At 64.0% G+C, this 14,569-nt stretch carries 11 protein-coding genes; 1 reads left to right on the forward strand and 10 read right to left on the reverse strand.

All coding sequences use genetic code 11. The features are described from left to right. Window positions 1–4: 4 nt before the first annotated feature. From asnB to ACPJXG_RS21230, 3 genes are all read right to left on the reverse strand, one after another. Entirely contained in the window at window positions 5–1,873 is a 1,869-nt protein-coding gene (gene asnB, locus ACPJXG_RS21220; RefSeq protein ID WP_035825825.1) for an asparagine synthase (glutamine-hydrolyzing), read from the reverse strand. 26 nt (window positions 1,874–1,899) lie between these two features. Then, window positions 1,900–2,934, reverse strand: coding sequence for a glycosyltransferase family 4 protein (locus tag ACPJXG_RS21225; protein WP_161784214.1), 1,035 nt, complete (start codon window positions 2,932–2,934; stop codon window positions 1,900–1,902). A 231-nt stretch (window positions 2,935–3,165) separates the two neighbouring features. Continuing rightward, on the reverse strand, window positions 3,166–4,377 hold the full coding sequence (locus ACPJXG_RS21230) for a glycosyltransferase (RefSeq protein ID WP_176388645.1): 1,212 nt from the start codon (window positions 4,375–4,377) through the stop codon (window positions 3,166–3,168). A 315-nt stretch (window positions 4,378–4,692) separates the two neighbouring features. On the opposite strand from ACPJXG_RS21230, the gene ACPJXG_RS21235 reads away from it, so the two are divergent. Then, window positions 4,693–5,685 (forward strand): hypothetical protein, encoded by a 993-nt coding sequence (locus ACPJXG_RS21235; protein WP_176388646.1) that lies wholly within the window; start codon window positions 4,693–4,695, stop codon window positions 5,683–5,685. 50 nt (window positions 5,686–5,735) lie between these two features. On the opposite strand, the gene ACPJXG_RS21240 is transcribed toward ACPJXG_RS21235, so the two are convergent. The 7 genes from ACPJXG_RS21240 to epsG form a co-directional block, all read right to left on the reverse strand. After that, window positions 5,736–7,967 carry a heparinase II/III domain-containing protein gene (locus ACPJXG_RS21240; RefSeq protein WP_176388647.1) on the reverse strand — a complete coding sequence of 744 codons (2,232 nt, stop codon included), beginning with the start codon at window positions 7,965–7,967 and terminating at the stop codon, window positions 5,736–5,738. A 198-nt stretch (window positions 7,968–8,165) separates the two neighbouring features. Continuing rightward, window positions 8,166–9,110: a glycosyltransferase family 2 protein gene (locus tag ACPJXG_RS21245; RefSeq protein ID WP_425252254.1), complete on the reverse strand. Its 945-nt coding sequence runs from the start codon at window positions 9,108–9,110 to the stop codon at window positions 8,166–8,168. After that, window positions 9,110–10,528 carry an O-antigen ligase family protein gene (locus ACPJXG_RS21250; protein WP_425252255.1) on the reverse strand — a complete coding sequence of 473 codons (1,419 nt, stop codon included), beginning with the start codon at window positions 10,526–10,528 and terminating at the stop codon, window positions 9,110–9,112. Before ACPJXG_RS21250 ends, ACPJXG_RS21245 begins: the two co-directional genes overlap by 1 nt. After that, window positions 10,521–12,059, reverse strand: coding sequence for a lipopolysaccharide biosynthesis protein (locus ACPJXG_RS21255; protein ID WP_425252256.1), 1,539 nt, complete (start codon window positions 12,057–12,059; stop codon window positions 10,521–10,523). Before ACPJXG_RS21255 ends, ACPJXG_RS21250 begins: the two co-directional genes overlap by 8 nt. A gap of 27 nt (window positions 12,060–12,086) precedes the next feature. Continuing rightward, window positions 12,087–12,773, reverse strand: coding sequence for an exosortase-associated protein EpsI, B-type (gene epsI / locus ACPJXG_RS21260; RefSeq protein ID WP_425252257.1), 687 nt, complete (start codon window positions 12,771–12,773; stop codon window positions 12,087–12,089). Beyond that, the gene (gene xrtB, locus ACPJXG_RS21265; protein ID WP_425252258.1) at window positions 12,770–13,678 is read right to left on the reverse strand and encodes an exosortase B; all 909 of its coding nucleotides are present in this window, start codon (window positions 13,676–13,678) and stop codon (window positions 12,770–12,772) included. The genes epsI and xrtB overlap by 4 nt, the downstream gene beginning before the upstream one ends. Further along, a complete protein-coding gene (epsG, locus tag ACPJXG_RS21270) occupies window positions 13,678–14,556 on the reverse strand; it encodes a chain length determinant protein tyrosine kinase EpsG (protein ID WP_035828798.1) in 879 nt (292 codons plus the stop codon). The genes xrtB and epsG overlap by 1 nt, the downstream gene beginning before the upstream one ends. Window positions 14,557–14,569 lie beyond the last annotated feature (13 nt).

A 14,569-nucleotide genomic window follows, 5' to 3' on the forward strand; every position in this document is an offset into this window, starting at 1 on the left:
CGTCTCACAGATACTGGCGGTGCCAGATTTCCAGGGTGAGCAAGCTCCACAGCAGCTTCTCGTGGTTTTGCCGTCCGGCCACGTGCTCGGCCAGCACCTGCTGCAGGGCTTGCGCATGGTAATAGTGGCGCGTGCGCGACTCGGCGCCCGTCAAGTGTTCGTACAAATAATCCTTCATGGGGCCGCGGAACCATTCGTTGACGGGCACGCGGAAGCCCACTTTCGGCCGCGACAGGATATTTTCCGGCAGCAGCTGCTTCATGGCTTCGCGCAAGATCCACTTGGTGCTGCGGCCGCGCACGCGGTACTCGTCCGGCAGGCTCGACACATACGCGGCCAGTTCGTGGTCCATGAAGGGCATGCGCGCTTCCAGCGAGGCGGCCATGGTCATGCGGTCGCCCCGTTCGAGCAGGTTGTCGGGCAGCCAGCTCAACTGGTCAAAGCACAGGATGCGGCGCAAGGCGCTGTTGCCGGCGCTGCCGCAGCCCAGCGCGGGATCGCGCTGGCGCGACGGCGCCGGCATGGCCACCAGGCGCGCGCGTTCCTGGTCGGACATCATGCCGAACCAGCGCGGCATGCGTTCGTCGAACGCTTCCAGGCCCAGGTTGACGATGGCCGTCTTGGCGCGGCGGAAACGGTAGGGCAAGGCGCCGACGGCCGGCTCGATCACGCCGCGGCGCAGCAAGCCCGGCAGCATCTGATAATGGCCCGCATAGCGCTCGTACACGTGCTTGGGGTAGCCGCCGAGGATTTCATCGGAGCCTTCGCCCGTCAATACCATCTTGACCGTCTTGCGCGATTCTTTTGCCAGCAGGTAGATGGGAATGTCGGATGGTTCGGCCACGGGGGCGTCGCGGAAGCGCACGAGGTCGGGCAGCAAGGCGATGACCTGGTCGACGGACACTTCCAGCTCATGGTGTTCCGTGGAAAATTGCCGCGCGATATCGGCCGCATACGCCAGTTCGCTGAAGCCGCCCTCCTTGAAGCCGACGGAAAACGTTTTCACGGGCACGCCCGCATGGCGCGACATCAGCGCCACGATGGCCGACGAGTCGATGCCGCCGGACAGGAAGGCGCCGAAGGGCACGTCGGAAATCATGCGGATGCGCACCGATTCATCGAGCTTGTCGAGGAAAGTGGCGACGGGGTCGGCCGGCAACGGGGCCGCCAGGCGGGGCCGGCTGTCGGGCGGCGTGTAATACACGCGCTCGCGCAGCACGCCGTTTTCCCACGTGGCCGTGGAACCGGGCGCCAGCTTGCGGATGCCCTGGAACAAGGTGGCCGGGCCCGGCACGTAGCGGTAGGCGAAATAATCCCAGATGGCGGCCTCGTCCGCTTGCGGCGCCACGTCCGGCAAGGCCAGCAGCGCCTTGATTTCCGAGCCGAAAGCCAGCTTGCCCTCGTGCTGCCACAGGAACAGGGGTTTTTTGCCGAACGGGTCGCGCGCCATGAACAGGCAATTCTTGCGCGCATCCCAGATGGCAAACGCAAACATGCCCCGGAAATGCTGCACGCACTCTTCGCCCCATTGCACGTAGGCATGCACGATGGTTTCCGTGTCCGATGCCGTGCGGAAATGGTGGCCCAGCGCGATCAGCTCGTCGCGCAAGGGCTGGAAATTGTAGATTTCGCCATTGAAGATGATTTGCACGTCGCCCGTCTCATTGCCCAGCGGCTGGTGGCCCGTGGCGATGTCGATGATGGACAGGCGGCGGTGCAGCAAGCCCACCTGCCAGGCGCCGTCGGCCGTGGCCGCCTGGAGCACGCCCGTATCATCGGGGCCGCGGTGGGCGATGGCGCGTCCCATGGCGTCGAGCGCGGCCGGCAGGCCGGCAACGGACGAGGGAAAGATCAAACCGGCAATACCGCACATATAGGCTCGCTTAAAAAAGAATTCGGCTAGAGCGCCGGCGGCGCCAGCAAGGCGCGGTAGACGCGGCGGAAATCCTGCGCCAGGCGCTCGACCGTATAGGCGCTTTCGATGCGCTCGCGGCACGCTTGCCCCATGCGCTGCAACAGGGCGCGGTCGGCGTCGAGGCGCACGATGGCGTCCGCCAGCGCCTGGGGCTTGCGTGGCGGCAAGAACACGCCATGCACGCCATCCTGCATCACGTCGGCAATCGCGCCCACCGGGCACACCAGCACGGGCGTGCGCGCGGCCATGCTTTCCAGCAGCGCATACGGCAAGCCTTCCTGATGCAAGGTGGGAAAACCGAACAGGTCGGCCTGGCGCCACACGGCTTCCTTTTCGGCGCCAAAGACGGGGCCGAGAAAGCGCACCACCTCTTGCAAGCCCAGTTTGGCGACGCGCTCGCGCAACGCCCCTTCAAGGGGGCCGCTGCCGGCCAGTGACAGCGTTGCTTCCACGCTAGCGGCACGCGCCAGGCGCAGCGCTTCGAGCAGATCGAACAAGCCCTTACTTTCCGCCAGGCGCCCCACGTACACGAGTGACAGCGGACGCTGCGGCGCCAGCGGCCTGTCGCCAGGGTCGCTGCCCGCATCGATGGCGTTGGGGATCACGTCGAGCGCCAGCGCGGGATCGAAGTCGCGATAGCCCTGCAGTTCGCATTGCGCCAGCAGCACCACCACATCGGCCGCGCGCAGCACGCGCCGCAGCAGGCCCGTCAGCAATGGCTTGCCATTGAAAAACACTTGCGGCAAGGCGCCGCCATGCACCTGGTACACGACGCGCTTGCCCATGGCCTTGGCCAGCAGCAGATACACGATATCGCGCCAATAGCTGCGCCACTCCATGGAGGTGTTGATATGCACGATCTGCGGACGCTGCTTGCGCACGGCCTGCACGAACTGCACGGGACTCCAGGCAAAACGCAGCAGCTTGTGCAGGCGCGACTCGTTGCGGCCCTCGCTACCGACCTGGAAGTGCACCAGCTTGTAGTCTTGCGACAAAGAACTGTGAAATAGTTGATTCAAATGGGTGGTTACCCCGCTCACCGCAGTCAGTGCAGGTCCTAGCAGCATTATCGTAGTCATATTGGTATTATATGTTGTACTTTTGTAATTTAGACGCGAAGACAAATATATTTGCTGCATTGCGCTAATATCTACAACAATTTTCTTCCAGGGAACACCACCCATGGTGCATTCTGAGCGCCGTTTACGTGTTCGGCAACAACTTCTTGCCTGCTCATCCAGCCACGGGCGTCAACTGCGCGCACTGGCAAGATCCTGGTAGCGCTGCGCCAGTGCCTGCGCCAGCACACGGTAGCTGCGCTGCGCCTCGATATAGGCGACGCCGGCCTGGGCACGGGCGCGCGCCGCAGGCACATCGGACAAGATGGCCGTCATCGCCGCGGCCATGGCGGCCGGTTCGCTGGCCGTCAGCCAGCCTGCGCCGCTGGCCGTCAGCACCTCGACCTGATCCGGACTGTCGTTGCCCACGGCCGGCATGCGCAAGGCCAGATATTCGAGCAGCTTGGTGGGCGAACTGACGTCGAACAGGGCGCCACGGGGAATATACGACAGCGCGGCATCGGCCCCGGCCAGCAGGGGCCACGCCTGGTCCGAGGGCAGCCAGCCCGTCACGCGCACGGCATCGGCCAGCCCGGCGCGCTGCGCATAGGCAAGCAAGTCATCGACATCGGAGGGCGTATCGGAAGCGCCGATCAGCAGCAGGCAGGCAGCGGGGATGGTCTGGCGCACGATCAGCAAGGCGTCCAGCAAGCGTTCCAGCTGGCGCGACTGGTCGAGTGTGCCCAGGTAAGCCAGCAAGGGCACCTCCTCCCAGCCAGCCGGCCGGATGGGCGCGATGGCTTGCGCCTGCAACACTTCCATGTCGACACCCATGGGCACGGCCGTGAGGCGCTGCGCCGCGATGCCGCGCGCCTGCATCATGCGCAGCATCGCTTCGCTTTGCACGAAGACGTGATTGGCGCGTGGCAACACAATACGGTACAGCAACCATTGTTCGAGCAATCCCTTGCACAGCACCAGGCGCGCGCGCAAGGTGGGGCGTTGCGCCAGGCTGCTGCGCGCGCGTTCGATGCGTCCCTCGCTGATCAGGTAAGACACCCAGTAATAGAACGGGATGCCCTTCAGGCGCGCCGCCAGCAAGGCAAGCAGGCCCGTGGGTACCATGTCGCGCACCTGGACCGCATCGCAACTGGCGCGGCGGGCGCCCATCAGGGCGCGCAGGCAGGTCCACTGGAAAGCCAGTTCACGCAGGAGGCGGTTGCCCAGGAAGCGTCCGTGGCGCACGGAGCGGAAGCCCTGCGCCTGCGGCGCCTGTTGCGACGGCATGCCCACGATATCGCATTCGACGCCGTAGCGCGGCAGGTATTTACCGAACAGCACCGCCACATCGGGACGAAACGTGGGCAGGCTTTCCGGCACCAGTTGCAAAATCTTCAGGGACATAGGCGGTTCGACGGCAAAAGAAGGTTGAGGCAGATACAATACGCCATGCGCCGAAGCATATCACGGCCTTACGAAATGATTAATTATATTGCATTAATAGCATCACGACAAGTTTATGCTAGCAGCGGCCAGCAATGGCGCGGCACATCACCGCAGCGTGGCATGCCGTGCATTGAAACAATATGTAAACATCTATATTAATGCTATTGTTATAATGCTGTCGATTGCCAATCATTAAGTCAGTGACAACGACGGCCGCAACGGCGCTGGCTGTTGTTTTAATGTGATAATGTCCATTTTCAATAAGGCGCAACAATGATCCATGTGCTGCTGTCGGAAGCCGGAACCTACCACGACATCGTCGAGCACCTGGCGGCGAGCGGCGCGCGCGTGACGCATATCGGACCGGACGCGCAGGCGCAGCCGCACATGCGCAGCAAACTGTCCATCCTGGCGGCCATGCTGTCGCCATCACTGTTGCGCACGCGCAAATTATGGAGCCGGCAAGACCGCCTGCTGGTTGTCGGCTGGCAAGCGCTGCCCGTGCTGGCGCTGATACGCGTGGGCCTGCTGCCGCGCCCGCAGCGCCTGCTGGTAATGGCTTGCTTCATCCATGGCGCGCGGGCACGCAACGTGATCAACCGGGCCTGGCGCCTGCTCAATTTCCCCGGACTGGAATTCATTACCTTTTCCAGCGGTGAAACGCTGAACCTGACCGACAACGTCGGCATCGCGCCCGCCGCCGTGCATTTCCACCTGTGGCGCCAGCATCTCGACGGCGCCACCGCGCCGTCCCAGCGGCAAGATGACGGCAGCATCTTCGCCGGCGGCTTTTCCAACCGCGATTACGACCTGCTGCTCGATGCGACGCGCGGACTGGGGGCGCAGCTGGTGATCGTGGCGTCGGCGCAAAACCAGATCCCCGCGCAAGATCCGGCGCAGACGACGGTCCATCTCGACTTGCCGGAAGCGCAGTTTGAAATGCTGCTGGCACGCAGCCGGGTGGTCGCCATGCCGCTGAAAAGCCAGGGCGAAGCGTGTGGCCAGAGCGTGCTGCTACGGGTATTGCGCAATGGCAAACCACTGATCGCCACGCGCCACGAAGCCATCGAAGCCTACCTGGGACGTGATTACGCCGGCTTCGTTGCCGCAGGCGACAGCGGCGCCATGCGCGAAGGCTTGAGCCGCGCCCTGTCCGACGATGCCTTCCGCGAAGCCTTGGCCGGGCAAGTGTCGCGCGCCTATGCCCGCATGGAACAGCGCGGCGGACCGGGCCAGGAAATCGAACAATTTCTGTTGGCGCCTTGAAAAAAATCCACTGCCGCAACAACGACAGTGGATTTTGCTGGAACCAGCGCTCAGTTCGGCAATGTCACCACTTGCTTGCCAACCGTCAGCGTGCGGGCCGTGCCGTTGCTGCCCAGCGTGATCAGCGGCTTCTTGCAGCCGACATCGAGCACCGTGAGGAATTCACCGCTCAGCGCCGCGGCCGACTTGATGAACACCCCATGCTCTTCGTAGGTACCAGGCTGCGGCGGAGGTCCCGTGCGCTTTTCGAAACGCGCACCGGTGCTGACCGGCACCACGCACACCTTGCGGCCCTGATTCGTCACCGAGATGGCGCCGCCGGCGTCGACCACGATAGGCGCATACGTATGGAAGTTCCACTCGAACACGCGCGGCGTGGCCGATGTCACCTGGTCCTGCACCACCACGGCGTCCATCGTGCGCAAATACCACAGCTTGCGCAGCGCCGATTTGAGCTGGCCGCCATACGCCAGCGTGGCGTCGCCCGCCACGTAGTCGACGGTTGCCTTGGGGGCAAAAGCGGTGATGCGGCCATTGCGCGCCATGGTCGTTTCATAGCCGTCGACCAACTGGCCCTGGCCATTGTCGAACGTCAGGGCATTGTGCGCCTTGGTCTGGCGGTACCAGGAACTCCACAGTGGCGAATCGTACCAGTCATACCAGCCGCTTTCCGTCAGCAGGGGCACGCCCGCGCTGGCCAGCACAAAGCCGTTCTGGTCGCCATGGCTGTGATTGAACGAACCATAGGGACTCGATTTGAAATACACCGAGGTACGCTGCAGATTGCCGATGTCGCTGTGCATGGCGGCCCAGCCGATGCTCGGGTAATACGCCGAGTTCGCTGGCGGCGCGGCCGTGGTGACGGTCGACACCGGCAACGGGTACGGTGCCTGCAGCGTGGCCAGCGAATCGTCGGTACGGATCAGGTTCTTGAAATACCATGCCGCGGCAGGCGTGGCGAAATGCGCGGCGAAACCCTTCATCATGCGGATTTCAGGCAAGGTCTCGTGCCCGTCGCCAAACACGTGGGTCTGCGAACCGGGTGGCACGAAATGCATCAGGTAGTCGAGAAAGCCGCTGGCCCAGGGTTTGGTGAACAGGTCGACCTTGGTCGCGTAAGCCAGGGCGGGCCATATCTGCAGCGCGTAGTCGGCCTCATACTCGGCATACGCCGTGCCGTTGGCGAAACCGCCTTCCGGGCCGCTCCACACGCTGTAGGAACTGACAAAGGCGCGGAACGAAAAATCGAACCAGTCCTTCGCCTCCGGGATATCGCCCAGGGACAGCGTTGAAATCAGCGTCAGGAAACCGATATTGCTGGCGGCGTGGGAATCGTAGGGATACTGGTCCAGGCGCCCCGTCTGTGCGGCCAGGTCGAGGTACATCGCATTCGTGCGTACGCGCACCTTCTCCAGCCACAGGGCGCGGCGCGGCGCATCGAGGGCGCTGGCCAGATTGTCGATAGCCTTGATCAGGCTTTGCGCAATGGCGCGGTTGCCCTGGTCATGGTTGACAAAACTGGTGCCGCCGCTCGTGCTGAGCGCGGCATGCTGGTCGCCACGCTTGAGCGCCTCCACCAGATACTGGTTCTCGCCCGTCACGCGGTACAGCAGCGAGGCAGCCTCCAGCTGGCGTGCGCTCAGATTCGTGCGCGAAATGACGCGCGCATTCTGCGCCTCGTTGGCGGCGGTACGAACCTTGCCCGGCGACAAAGGCCATTCGGCGTCGGAAACGGGCGCGAGTTCCGTCATGTTGCGCTTGACCTCATTGCTCAGCCAGGTCAGCACCTGGCTGCGGTCGGTGCGCTTGGCCGCGCTCCAGTTCGCAAAAAAGGTCGCGTTATCTTCCAAGCCGCGCGGGCGCGGGCGCAACACGACGGCAGCGCGCAAGGTGCTGTTTTCCGGCACTTCGAACACTTTCGAGGTGGCATTGATCACAAAGGTTCGCGGGCTCGACCATTCATTGCTCGTGCCGGGACGCACGCGCCAGGTGTACGTGCCATCCGCAAATTTCCTGGATGGCAGATACCAGTTGCGCGCCGACGTGAAGGTGCCGACGACGGCGCCTGCGGAGCGCACTTCAATGATGTAGGACGCCGGCGACTGCGGATGGCGCGACCAGCTGAAACTGGGGGGATTTTGCGGCTGGATCTGGCGGTTGTCCGGCAAGGTGCGGATGGCCAGCGGGTCTGTCGCCAGGGCCCAGTCGGCCTGGGCCTGGCCGCAAGCTGAACAGACGAGCAGCAGCGCTACCTTGACCAGCGTATATTTAGCGAATTTCATAGATTACCTTCTTAACATCAACTATCGAGCAAGATACCGCCGCTGCGTGGGCATACGCCTCCTGTCGAGGCTGCTTGCGAGACACAGGACGGCCCGCCGTACAAGATCGGGTAATAGGCGAAGACACTGCGGAAGGCACTGCGAATATATGCAGCATATACCTAAAGTATTCTTACAAGCACTAATATTAGTTTCTTCTCAGCTACTAATGTGCGTTTCGCGCCACATTTGCCATTTTATGGCAAGCCTGGTCGGCAACATGCAACACAAGGCCAGGGCCACCCACCAGTGGCGCGACATGCCGCCGCTGGCGGCGCGGCGCAGCCCGGCCAGCGCTTCGCCGCGGCGGCCCCGCGCCAGCGCCGCGCGCGCCACGCTGACGCGCGCATCGGACACCAGCCGCAAGGCCGAACGGCGCGCCGGCTTGGCCGCCGGCCAGGCCAGGGCACGCTGCTCCAGTCGCTCGAAGGTGGGCGCCAGCACATCGACCGATTCGATCGCGCACAGACTGCCGACCACCTCGACACGGTAAGCCACCAGCTGTGCCGGCGTAAACACCAGCGTCAGGCGCTCGGCCAGCCGAAACCACAGATCCTGGTCTTCGCCAGCCGATTCGCCTTCCGGAAAGCACGGTTGCAAGGGCAACAAGTCGCTGCGCCAGATGGCCACGGAATTCGTGCAGAAAAACGGTCCGCCGCGGCGGCGGCGCTCGAAAAAGTCGTCGAGCAGGCGCGTCTCGCGCACCGCCACGCCCTGGTAGCTGAGCGCGGCCAGGCTGCTGTCCGGTATGCGTTCGAAGCCGCAGGCGAAAAACGACCCCGACGGATGCGCGCGCGCCATCGCCACCATGGTTTCCAGATACACGGGGCCATACCAGTCGTCCGCATCGAGAAAACAGATCAATTCGCCACGCGCTTCCTGGATGCCGCGGTTACGCGCGCGCGACACGCCGCCATTCGCCTGGCTTACCAGCCGCACGCGCGCATCGGCGCAGGCCCGCACGCGCTGCGCGCCATCATCGCTGGAACCATCATCAACCACCACCACTTCCCAGTCGGCATGGGTTTGCGCCAGCACCGAGGCCAGCGCCGCTTCGATATATGGCCCCTTGTTATACAGCGGCACAATGACCGAGCACAGCATCAAGCCATCCCCGGCACGCGCACCTTGCGCGCCCTGACCGCCTGCCGGTCGGCAGCCGGATAATACGCCGTCAAGATAATGAGCAGCAGCAGGTGCGTCATCGCCTCTGCGGCAAAGCCCGTCAGCGACAGCGGCACTTCGCTGATCGAACGGATGGCAATGAGCACGAACAGGGCCATCGACAGGCCCTGGCTGGCACGGGCCGTGCGCGCGCAGGCATACAGCAGTGCCATGGCATACAGTACCAGGCCGATGGCCCCGATGGTGCCAGCGCTGGCCAGACTCTGGTAAAACTGGCTATGCGCATGGGTGGCGTAGGGCATGCCGATGCTGACGCGGAACGCGTCATCCCACAGCGGCAAGCCATAGCCGAACACGGGATTTTTGTGCCATTCCTGCAGCGCCACCTGCCAGATCACGTCGCGGCCCGTCAAGCTGATCAGGTCAAAGCCTTCGTTGCTCGAGGCAAAGCGCGCCAGCTTGGCGTCGAGATTGCCGAACATTACCATCAGCATGCCCAACGTGCACAACAGGATGAAGCAGAAGATGCCGATGATCGACAATTGCGGGCGGCGGTAATCGAACAGCCGCTCCTTGATTTGTTCACGGAAACCGAAATACGCGACACAGGCAAAGCACAGGAAGCAGGCGATCCAACTGGTTTTCGATTGGGCCAGCAACAGGCTGCCCAGGCCCACACCCCAGGCGAACAGGTTCAGCAGGTGCGAGGCATAGGGCTTGCGCCACAGGCACAACAGGAACACCACCACCATCGGTCCCAAGCTGTTGGCGTGATTGGCCAGGCCCGTATAGCGAATGCTGAGGAAGGGAATCAGGCCGTGGTAACTCTTGTTGATGACCATGTTCGGCTTCCAGACAAACACGGCCGCGCTGAGCACCAGGAACAGCAAGGTGGCGTTGCGCATCGAAATGACGCTCAGGTCGACCTCTTTCGGCGTCATCAGCAGCGCCGCATAGCCGGCCAGGAACATGTACAGGTATTCATGCGAGACACTGGTATGGCGCCCCAACAGGGCCGGACTGACAATATTGCTGAGGAAGTACACGAACAGCGCCCAGAACAGCAGCATCGGCATCGGCTGGATCTTGTCGCGCGAAGTCAGGCGGTGCAATATGCGCTCGCCGCAGGCAAAGATCACGAACAGGGACGTGAGCCGGCCAAACCAGGCGCTGGCCGGGTTGCGCACCATCGCCTGCATGCCCATCTGGAGCTCATCGCCAGAGATATCGCGGTTCGACAAAATGGCCGCCACGGCGATCGACAGCAGTACCGGATAGAACACATAGGGCACCAGTCCCGTCTCGCGCTTGTTGCCCCAATGAATGCTCAAGGCGATCACGAACACCACCACCAGCGCGGCGACCACGGCAAACAGGCCAAACAGTATTTCACTCATGTAGTTCTCGCGTATCCAGTAAGTTGTCGCGCGCGCCACAGCGGGCGCGCAGATAAGAGACCACCCTGGCCGGCAGCGGCGGGCTGAAACGGGCCAGCATGCCCACCGCGCGCGTGCCCAGCAGTTCGGGCCAGGCCAGCACGGCCAGCAGCAGGGTCACGCCGCCGAACAGCGCGCCGCCCAGGAATGCCGGCAGCGGATGGCTGCCGCCCAGGCCGCCCAACATGGCGCCGCCCCAGCTGCCGGCGGCGGCCAGCAAGCCCATCGCCAGGCCGCGCGCGGCCAGTGGCGCCAGTTCGCCCAGCCCCACCTGCAGGCGCAGGCACGCCACCGTACCCACCACCAGCGCGCGCGCCAGCAGGGTGCCGGCGGCGATCATGGCGACCACCGCCCCGCCCTGCTCCGCCCACAGCACCAGCGCCGCGCCGGCCAGCACGATCAGCGGCAGCTGCAGCAGGCTTTCCAGGTGCTTGCCGCCCGTATTCCATAAAATCGGCGTCGACATGCCCCACGTGATGTACGCGGGCATGGCCAGCGCCAGGATGCTCAGCACGATGCCCGACTCTTGCCACACCTTGCCGTACAACACGCCGATCAAGTCCGGCGCCGTCATCGCCAGCAGCACGAACAGCGGCAGGATGATGATCCAGATGGTCGCCAGCACCGACAGATAGGTGTCGCGCAGGCGCGGCAAATCGTCCTGCAGCTTGGCGCCCGTGGCCAGGAACGCCGGCTGCAAGGCGCTCAGGAACAGCGAATTGGGCGTATTGGCCAGGTTGTAGCCGACCGCATACACGCCCACCGCGTGGGCATTCAGGAAGCGGCCCAGGAACACGCGGTCCATATTGTTCAGGCACCAGTTGCACAGATTCGTCACGAACACCGTCACGCCCACATTCGTCGAGCGCCGCGCGCCCTCGTACCACAGCAGCGGCTTGAGCGAGAAACGCGTGCGCGCATACGTCAGGACCAGCGCCGTGGCCGCCTGTCCCAGCCAGGCGCACACGAGAGTCCACACGCCGGCGCCCGCATACGCGAGCGGCAAGCCCACCAGCAGGTAGCCGACGATGTAGCTGCTCACCTGGATGATGTTGAGCCAGCGGAAATCGAGGGCGCGCCGCAGCAGGCTGCTACCCGGTGCCGTCAGCGCGTTCAGCAGGCAGGTCAGGCTCATCCACGCGATCACGGGCGCGATGCGCGGCTCCTTGAAATACGCAGCGATCCAGGGCGCCATGAAAAACAGCAAGGTCATGGCCGCCAGGCCCGTCAGCGCCTGCCACGTCACGGTAAAGCGCACATCTTCCTCGCTGAGCGTGCGGTTCTGCACCAGCCCCCAGGAAAAACCGAAATCGGCCAGGAAGTTGCTAAATGTCAGCACGATCAGTCCCATGGCAAACAAGCCGTAGTTTTCCGGCCCCAGCAGGCGCGCCAGCACCACTTGCGTGACCAGCTGCAGGCCAAACATGAGGACCGTGCCCATCGCCGCCCACTTGACGGCGCTGACGCTTTTCTTGTTGATGTCGCTACTCATGATTCTCGCTATCTGCTTCGCTGCGCCTCAACGGGACGGCGCGCCGATCAGGCGGCCACGCTCCGCCGGCGGCATACTGGCCAGCAAGCCATTGACGAAATCGGCCTGCAAGCGGTACGCGCGCGGCAAATCCGTATCGATGCTCGAGACGCGGAACAGCATGGCGTCGGCGACGGTGCCCGTCAGGCCGTAGCGCAATTGCTCCAGGCGCTGCTGCATGCCGACCTTGCTGATCTTGTCGCCGATGGTGATCCAGTACGTGATGGGTTCGCTGCGGTTGCCATTCACGGCCAACAAGCGCTTCACGGGCAGGCTGCCGTAGGCCGAGGCCAGCTCGCCGTATTCGTCGCGTTCGACCTGGAAACCCTGGGCCGCGTAGCACACTTCCGGCTTGTGCACGCCCATGTTGTCGCTCTGGTCGCCGCCGTAGGCGATCGACAGCATCACCCGTTCGCCATGCGCATTGATGTAGGTGCGCGACAAGGTCTGGTTGTAGATCTTGTTCAGGCGTTCCTGGGTTTCCGGATCCACCTGCAGCGGCACGATGGAACTGTCGACCCGCCACTCGCCGAACGCTTGCGGTATCGCCGTTTCCAGCGAAAAACTCGGGCGCTGGTCGGCCAGCTTCACGCCCGGCGCCACGCCGTGGCTGAGGATGGCCGCGCCCAGCAGCAAGGCGCCCAGCAGCATGTTCTTGCGCAGCGCCGCGTTCATGTCGACGCTCCCATGGCTGGCGCGCGGCCCGCCTGGCGCCTGCGCACGATCCACTGCAGCAGGCTGTCGACACTGAGGATCAGCAGCAGCGCGGAAATGAACAGCACCATGCCGGCGAAGCCATGCAGAAAGCCCTGCCCGGCCGCGTCGCCGAAGTAATACGTGATCAGGGTCAGCACGATCACGCGGATGACATTGGCGGTAAAGGAAATCGGCACGATCAGCAGGGCCAGCACGATGTTGCGGAACGGCGAAGTATGCCGCACCAGGTTCAGGTAAAACAGGCCCAGCGCTTCCAGCGTGAGCAGGGTCTGCAAGCCGGCGCAGGCGTCGGCCACCAGCAGTTGGTACTGGCCGATCTGCAGGATCACGCCATTGCGGGCGATCGGATAGCCGGCCAGGAAAAGCAGGTGTTCGGTGACATACGAAACGGCCATTTTCATCGGCATGGTCAGGGTCGTCACCAGCGGCAGCGGCAGCGGCACCATGAACAGCATGAAAAAGAAGGGAAACCACAGCACGCGCGCGGCAATCCAGCCGCGCTTGAGCAGCAGCAGGGCCAGGCCGGTGCCGATCAGGGCGAGGATTTCCAGCGACAGGATGTGCTGCGAACGGCCCAGCACATACAGCAGCAGCGCGGCGGCCAGCAGCGGCCAGCCGGCGCGGGCCGGACGGGCGCCGGCGCTCTGCGCCAGCATCTCGGGCCATTTGCGGTAGATCAGCCACAGCGACAGGGCCAGGATGATGGGGCCGTGCGCCTGCTCTTCGGTGGACCAGATGCCGCGGAACAGTCCGACCAGGCTGGGCGCGAGCATGGCCAGGAAGCCCAGCGCCAGCGGCAGCCAGTCCGGCACGGCGGACCGGCCGGACCGTGCCGGCGGCATGGCATGGCCAGGCGCAGTCATCAAAAGTCGACCATCACGGAACCGACCACCTGGGCGCCGCTATGCGTCATTTGCTCGGCCATGGCTGCCACTTCCGCCATCGGCGTCTTGTTCTTGCGCGCCACCAGCAGCACGCCGCCGGCACGCGCGGCCACGGCCAGCGCATCGGAACCGGTGGCATACGCCGGCACGTCGTAAAGCACCACGTCGTAGCGGCTTTCCAGCTGCTTGTTGAGCGTGACGAAGGAGGTCCGGCTCAGCAATTCCTGCGGATTCGGCGGCAAAGTGCCGGCAGCCAGCACCGACAGCGCGACAAACGATTCCACCTTGGCGATGATATCGAGTTCGGCGCGGCCGGCCAGCACGTCGGACAGGCCCTGGCGTGTCTTCAGGTCGAAGATTTCCTGCTGGCGCGGTGCGCGCAGGTTGGCGTCGACCAGCAAGGTGTGCTCGCCCAGCTGGGAAAACACCACGGCCAGGTTGGCGGCGAACAGGCTGGCACCGTCGCCCGGCTCCATGCCCAGCACCACCAGCGACTTGCTGCCGCGGGCGAACCAACGCAGCATCAGCTGGCTGCGCACGGCGCGCAGGGTTTCCACCTGGTGGCTGAATGGCTGGTAGGCGGCCACCAGTTCCTGCGGATACTTGCCGGCGCCCGGCTGCAGATAGGGATAGTCGAACTGGCGCGCCAGCACTTGCTCGATATCGGCTTCCGTGATCAGGCCCAGGCGCAGGGCCGCTTCGCCGAAGCGGATGCCCAGTTCCTTTTGCATGCGCAGCACGCGTTCGGCGTTTTCCGGCGTGATCTTGCCCGATTCGAGCAACAGGCCGCCTATGCTGGAATCGGCGCCGCGCACCAGCGGTGCGGTGGTATTCAGAAGGTGTGGACTTGAAGTCATGATAGGTTCCATC

Source organism: Janthinobacterium sp. NFX145, from assembly GCF_049810325.1.
Classification (GTDB): domain Bacteria; phylum Pseudomonadota; class Gammaproteobacteria; order Burkholderiales; family Burkholderiaceae_D; genus Janthinobacterium; species Janthinobacterium rivuli.

Coding starts and splice junctions, on each gene's coding strand:
- epsI (WP_425252257.1), bottom strand. CDS start 12,773: ATGAACGCGGCGCTGCGCAAGAACATGCTGCTGGGCGCCTTGCTGCTG.
- ACPJXG_RS21235 (WP_176388646.1), top strand. CDS start 4,693: ATGATCCATGTGCTGCTGTCGGAAGCCGGAACCTACCACGACATCGTC.
- ACPJXG_RS21240 (WP_176388647.1), bottom strand. CDS start 7,967: ATGAAATTCGCTAAATATACGCTGGTCAAGGTAGCGCTGCTGCTCGTC.
- asnB (WP_035825825.1), bottom strand. CDS start 1,873: ATGTGCGGTATTGCCGGTTTGATCTTTCCCTCGTCCGTTGCCGGCCTG.
- ACPJXG_RS21250 (WP_425252255.1), bottom strand. CDS start 10,528: ATGAGTGAAATACTGTTTGGCCTGTTTGCCGTGGTCGCCGCGCTGGTG.
- ACPJXG_RS21255 (WP_425252256.1), bottom strand. CDS start 12,059: ATGAGTAGCGACATCAACAAGAAAAGCGTCAGCGCCGTCAAGTGGGCG.
- xrtB (WP_425252258.1), bottom strand. CDS start 13,678: ATGACTGCGCCTGGCCATGCCATGCCGCCGGCACGGTCCGGCCGGTCC.
- ACPJXG_RS21245 (WP_425252254.1), bottom strand. CDS start 9,110: ATGCTGTGCTCGGTCATTGTGCCGCTGTATAACAAGGGGCCATATATC.
- ACPJXG_RS21230 (WP_176388645.1), bottom strand. CDS start 4,377: ATGTCCCTGAAGATTTTGCAACTGGTGCCGGAAAGCCTGCCCACGTTT.
- epsG (WP_035828798.1), bottom strand. CDS start 14,556: ATGACTTCAAGTCCACACCTTCTGAATACCACCGCACCGCTGGTGCGC.